The 4,378-nt window shown below is 42.7% G+C and carries 4 protein-coding genes; all 4 read right to left on the minus strand.

From position 1 onward, the window contains the following. The coding region (locus V1L65_RS28525) for an S-layer homology domain-containing protein (RefSeq protein WP_331702746.1) at positions 1 to 1,894 on the minus strand (1,894 nt) is incomplete at its 3' end. A gap of 182 nt (positions 1,895 to 2,076) precedes the next feature. Then, positions 2,077 to 2,901, minus strand: a complete 825-nt coding sequence (locus V1L65_RS28530; RefSeq protein ID WP_331702747.1) for an aminoglycoside N(3)-acetyltransferase — start codon at positions 2,899 to 2,901, stop codon at positions 2,077 to 2,079. 11 nt (positions 2,902 to 2,912) lie between these two features. Continuing rightward, on the minus strand, positions 2,913 to 3,779 hold the full coding sequence (locus tag V1L65_RS28535) for a hypothetical protein (RefSeq protein WP_331702748.1): 867 nt from the start codon (positions 3,777 to 3,779) through the stop codon (positions 2,913 to 2,915). 2 nt (positions 3,780 to 3,781) lie between these two features. Next, positions 3,782 to 4,129, minus strand: a complete 348-nt coding sequence (locus V1L65_RS28540) for a PadR family transcriptional regulator (RefSeq protein ID WP_331702749.1) — start codon at positions 4,127 to 4,129, stop codon at positions 3,782 to 3,784. Positions 4,130 to 4,378 lie beyond the last annotated feature (249 nt).

The raw sequence follows: 4,378 nt of genomic DNA on the forward strand, positions 1-4,378 counted from the left end.
GCAAAGCAGACTTTTCCGTACCATCTGCCACTTGATCGACTTTTGCTTTCGCAGCGTCAATAGCTGCTTGATCTACGTCCACTTTCAATGCAGTTTTCGTACTGTCCGTGAACAAGCCATTTACGGCTTCAGTAGCTGCTTGTAGTTTAGCAATAGCTTCTAGTTGTGCGTCTAAGAGTTGCTGGGCATATTGAATATCTGCGAGCAAAGTAGACTTTTCCGCACTATCCGCCACTAGATCGACTTTTGCTTTAGCAGCGTCAATAGCGGCTTGATCCACACTAGCTTTTAAAGCTGTTTTGGTACTGTCCCTGAATAAAGAAGCAACAGCATTTTTGGCTGCAATTAAATTAGAATTTTCTCCCGAGTTCGGTGTTCCGCCAGCCGAAGGCTGCAAATCGATATTTAGTACGCCATTAATTCTAATAATTTTGTGTTTTATCAGCTCATAATTGAGAAAAATTAATTTCACATTGTTTTTCAGTTCTAAGCGTAAATCCTCAATTTTAGCTTCGTTTCCAAGGGTAATTCTACTATTCGTATTTTCTATGAAAAGAGAATCTATCCTTGCATTTAACACTGTGTATAAGGATCCTGTTCCAACTCTGACGAGGGGGATGCCAATACTTGCGTCCGCCTCGATACTAGCGTCAACTAAAAGATCTATTTCATTAACTTTGGTTTCACCTGTTAACGTAACGGTGGAGCCCTCCAAGGCCACTTTAACAGATTGCAGGATTGATTTATGAAAATGTAAATTGGGAAGATCGTTCTTTTTGTTATCTAACGAAACAATTGAGCTATACAGCTTCGATGTAACTAATTCTCGTGGCTTTAATAGTATCGTTGAACCTTTCACCAGTACATTTTCAACATAAAAGCTGTTTTGGACTTCGCTTTCTATTATAAGATCTCCTGTTATAGTGGCGTCTTTAATGGACAAATGGTCGCCTTTTATAATCATGGTAGCACCAATAACAGCTCCATTACCTGATAACACTACATTTGAATTTGCCTTATCATCATGTAATCGCCCATCTGCATAAATAGTAACTGATTCAATACGGCTTATTTTTCCTCCAATAATGTGAGCCTTTATTCGTGAGTTTTTTAATATCGAAAGATTTTCAGGCGTAATCCAAGCCTTTTGATCGTCAGATAACGAAAAGCTATCGTTACCCAGTTGAACGGAATCTGAAGTGATTGTCGTCACTTTAGACTCGATTATCCGCTCCGTCAGTTGTTGCGCCAATTGACAACGGTATATAAATAACGCCATATCCCCACGATTAACGGCTTCGTTCGGCGAGTACGTTGTCGGTGAAGTTCCTAATGTAATCTTATTTTGTAGCAACGAGGTCACGTAAGGGGCATACCAACTCGCTGAAGGTACATCCTTAAAAGGGTTTACCGCTAATTTTTCTTCTGGAAACTGATAGGCAATGACGAGAATCTTTGCCATTTCTGCACGTGTAAGCAATTGGTGGGGCTTGAATGTTCCGTCTGAATACCCTTGGAATATCCCGGCACTTACTACAGCAGCAATCGGCTTGTAATATGTGGAGCTTTCATTCACATCTTGGAAGCCGGGGTTATCTGCCATTTCCAAGTTGAGCTGTAGAGCTTTAGCGAGAATTATCGCTGCTTGCGCACGATTCAATTTTTCCGAGGCACGATAGGTTCCATCCGAATAGCCCAAAATAATTTTTTGTTGCACAAGGCTTGCCAAAGCATCCTCATATTCACTGCCTGGCTCTATATCTGTAAAAATGGTACCCCTCTCGTTTGCTTGGGCATATTGTCCAGCTACGACGCCGAGTGATAGTAAAAAAATGAATGCGATAATAAGCGTTAATTTATTTTCCATCGGCTTCAGTCTTTCCTGCATATTCATAAGTAAAAAGTCCTCCTTCTCCCTTCCGACTGCCCATTTCTTCTTAGGAACCGTCCACGATACCCTTTGGACACTTTTTTAAAGCTCAGCCACCTTCTAATATTGTAAAGGACAGTAATCGTAATCGGATCTCATTTTTATCGCAAATTCGTCTCATGTTTTCATTCATATAACGTTACCTACTAGGGGCGGATTTCCCTAGAAAACCGATGCCTTTCCAGCCATAGACATGCAAAATCAACTGCTTCCTTCAAGTCAAAAAACATACATTCTGCCTCGCCTATCTTCCCGCGCTGAACAGCCCCCGCCTCTGCAAAGCTCTTACCCAGCTCTGCAAAATCACCTGCATCATAAGCGTAGTCTTCAAACCACTTCCACACCCGCTCCCCATCGTCGAACATGGCTGTCCCCATCTTTTTTACAGGCATATTAGCAAGCATGGTCTCAGCCAGATGAAAGCTTGTGCAGGAATCGAAACCGACTCCTAACAAAAGTACTTTTGCGCCGCTATTATAAAGCTTGCCAAGGGGAGAATCCTCACCAAATTGCGGGGTTAACGGGTGGTCAGCTATTATATACTCGGCAATGCTGCCGTTTGAACAAAAAGAAACCTGCGGGTGCTGTGACCTTAAAGTTCCAGGATAGGTTCTAAACAGCTCAGCAATGCTTCCCATTCCCCGCGTTGGCGTTACCGCAGCATCGAAAGCTGGCATTTCTTCATAAATAGTTTGAAACCACTCTTGTGGTACTGGCGGATTCCCCCACTCGCTTGGATCACTCCAATCTCCACTTTGTGCAGGCATAGTCAACGTACCTCGGTCTCCAACCGATTCCAGTAATGCCTCCACAACCGCCTGCGCCCCTCCACACACCCAGCCAAGACTGGACAACGAGGAATGAACGAGAAGATTATCACCCTTTGCAATATTTAACTGTGTTAATTCCCGAACGATGCTGCTTACGGTATTAGGCAATTTTGTACGGTTTATAGTGTCATGCTCGCTCATGTTCCAGCTCCTTATTTCTTATTCCATTGATTCAGGCTCAAATTCGAAACGATAACTTTGACATTGCCATCTTCTTTCAAGGTTACCTCACCGCTCTTATAGGCCTCCTGAGGAAAGAGATAAAACGAAAACATGTCCCCATCTTTATAATTTAGAGCAGAGCCTCCCATAACGCTCCCCTTATATTGCTTCCCGTTATATTCTGAGCGAAGCTCAGCATCGACTGAGGACGAGTACCAGCGTGATTCTGTCGCATAATGTTTATTGCCTGATACTAGTGTTGCCTGATTCAAGCTGTATTTGCCATGGGAGCGAAAATGAATGCGGTATCCTCCTCCCATTAGGCCTACCTCATCAACAACAGCCACATCTATTAGCAGTCCATCCTTATCGTACAATACTTTTCCTTTATTGCTGTCTAAATCGTTCAAGTCAATCGTAATTTCAAACTCGCCATCGATTACGCCATGGTCATAACTATACTTATCAAGCGAACCTGCCGCAAAAGCGATACCCTCTCTCCACATACCTATGTATCCCGTCTGCCACAGCACTCCTAGAACTATCGTCAAGCACAATACTGAAGCAGCAGCACCCAGCATCATCTTGGCTTTGCGTTTTTTAACCGACCGGCTTTCACGTGTATAAACAGGCAATGCTTCGACTAACTCTTGATAAAAACTTTCAAATCCTTCCGGAAACAGTTCCGGGACAGGCCGCTGCTCAGCCTCCGCCTCTAATAGTAATTGAAGCATGGAAGAGATAGCACGATCTCTTTCTTCGCCAGGCTGGACATCTTCTTTAAGCAGCGTTACTACGCGATTATAAAGTTCCTTATATTCACCTTTAAGCATTTGCTCTCTAGCAGCTTTACCCATATTTAATCCCCCGTTGTCCTTAAAATATGATCGACCGTTAACTTGAACTCATTCCAAACCCCAATAAACTCAGCTAACTCATCTTTTCCTTTACTGCTTAAGCTATAGTATTTTCTATTAGGGCCAAGGCTCGACTGCACCTTCTTCGTTTCAAATAACCCTTCGTTCTCTAACCGAAGCAGCAGCGGAAATAGCGTTCCTTCACTTATATTTTCAAATCCTCTCTCCCTAAGCGTCTGAACCAGCTCCTGCGAGTAACAGGATTTTTCGTTTAATATTTTTAATACACAGCCTTCTAAAATCCCTTTAAGCATTTGCGTCTTATTGATCAACTCTTCTAACACCGCCATTCAAGGATAAATGGTCAACAGACCGACAGTACCCTTGTTTTTATGTAACTTGTATTGCAAGCTTCCACTACATTGTATTACAAGTAACTGAAAAATGACAATACTTTTCGAGTATAAAAATAAACCTCCAAGCTTGCAGCTGGAGGCGCATAGTTCACTTTTGGAAGGTGTCGATTAATTATAGATAAGGCAAAAAGCAAATGAAAGGGCGGCCAGTGCGATCAAGTTCCGACCGCTCTCCACCTTTTT

Origin of the sequence: Paenibacillus sp. IITD108 (assembly GCF_036541265.1) — a bacterium.
Taxonomy (GTDB): domain Bacteria; phylum Bacillota; class Bacilli; order Paenibacillales; family Paenibacillaceae; genus Pristimantibacillus.

Bases quoted from the DNA above. Each gene is read 5' to 3' on its own strand.
- V1L65_RS28530 (WP_331702747.1), bottom strand. From the start codon at position 2,901: ATGAGCGAGCATGACACTATAAACCGTACAAAATTGCCTAATACCGTA.
- V1L65_RS28535 (WP_331702748.1), bottom strand. From the start codon at position 3,779: ATGGGTAAAGCTGCTAGAGAGCAAATGCTTAAAGGTGAATATAAGGAA.
- V1L65_RS28540 (WP_331702749.1), bottom strand. From the start codon at position 4,129: ATGGCGGTGTTAGAAGAGTTGATCAATAAGACGCAAATGCTTAAAGGG.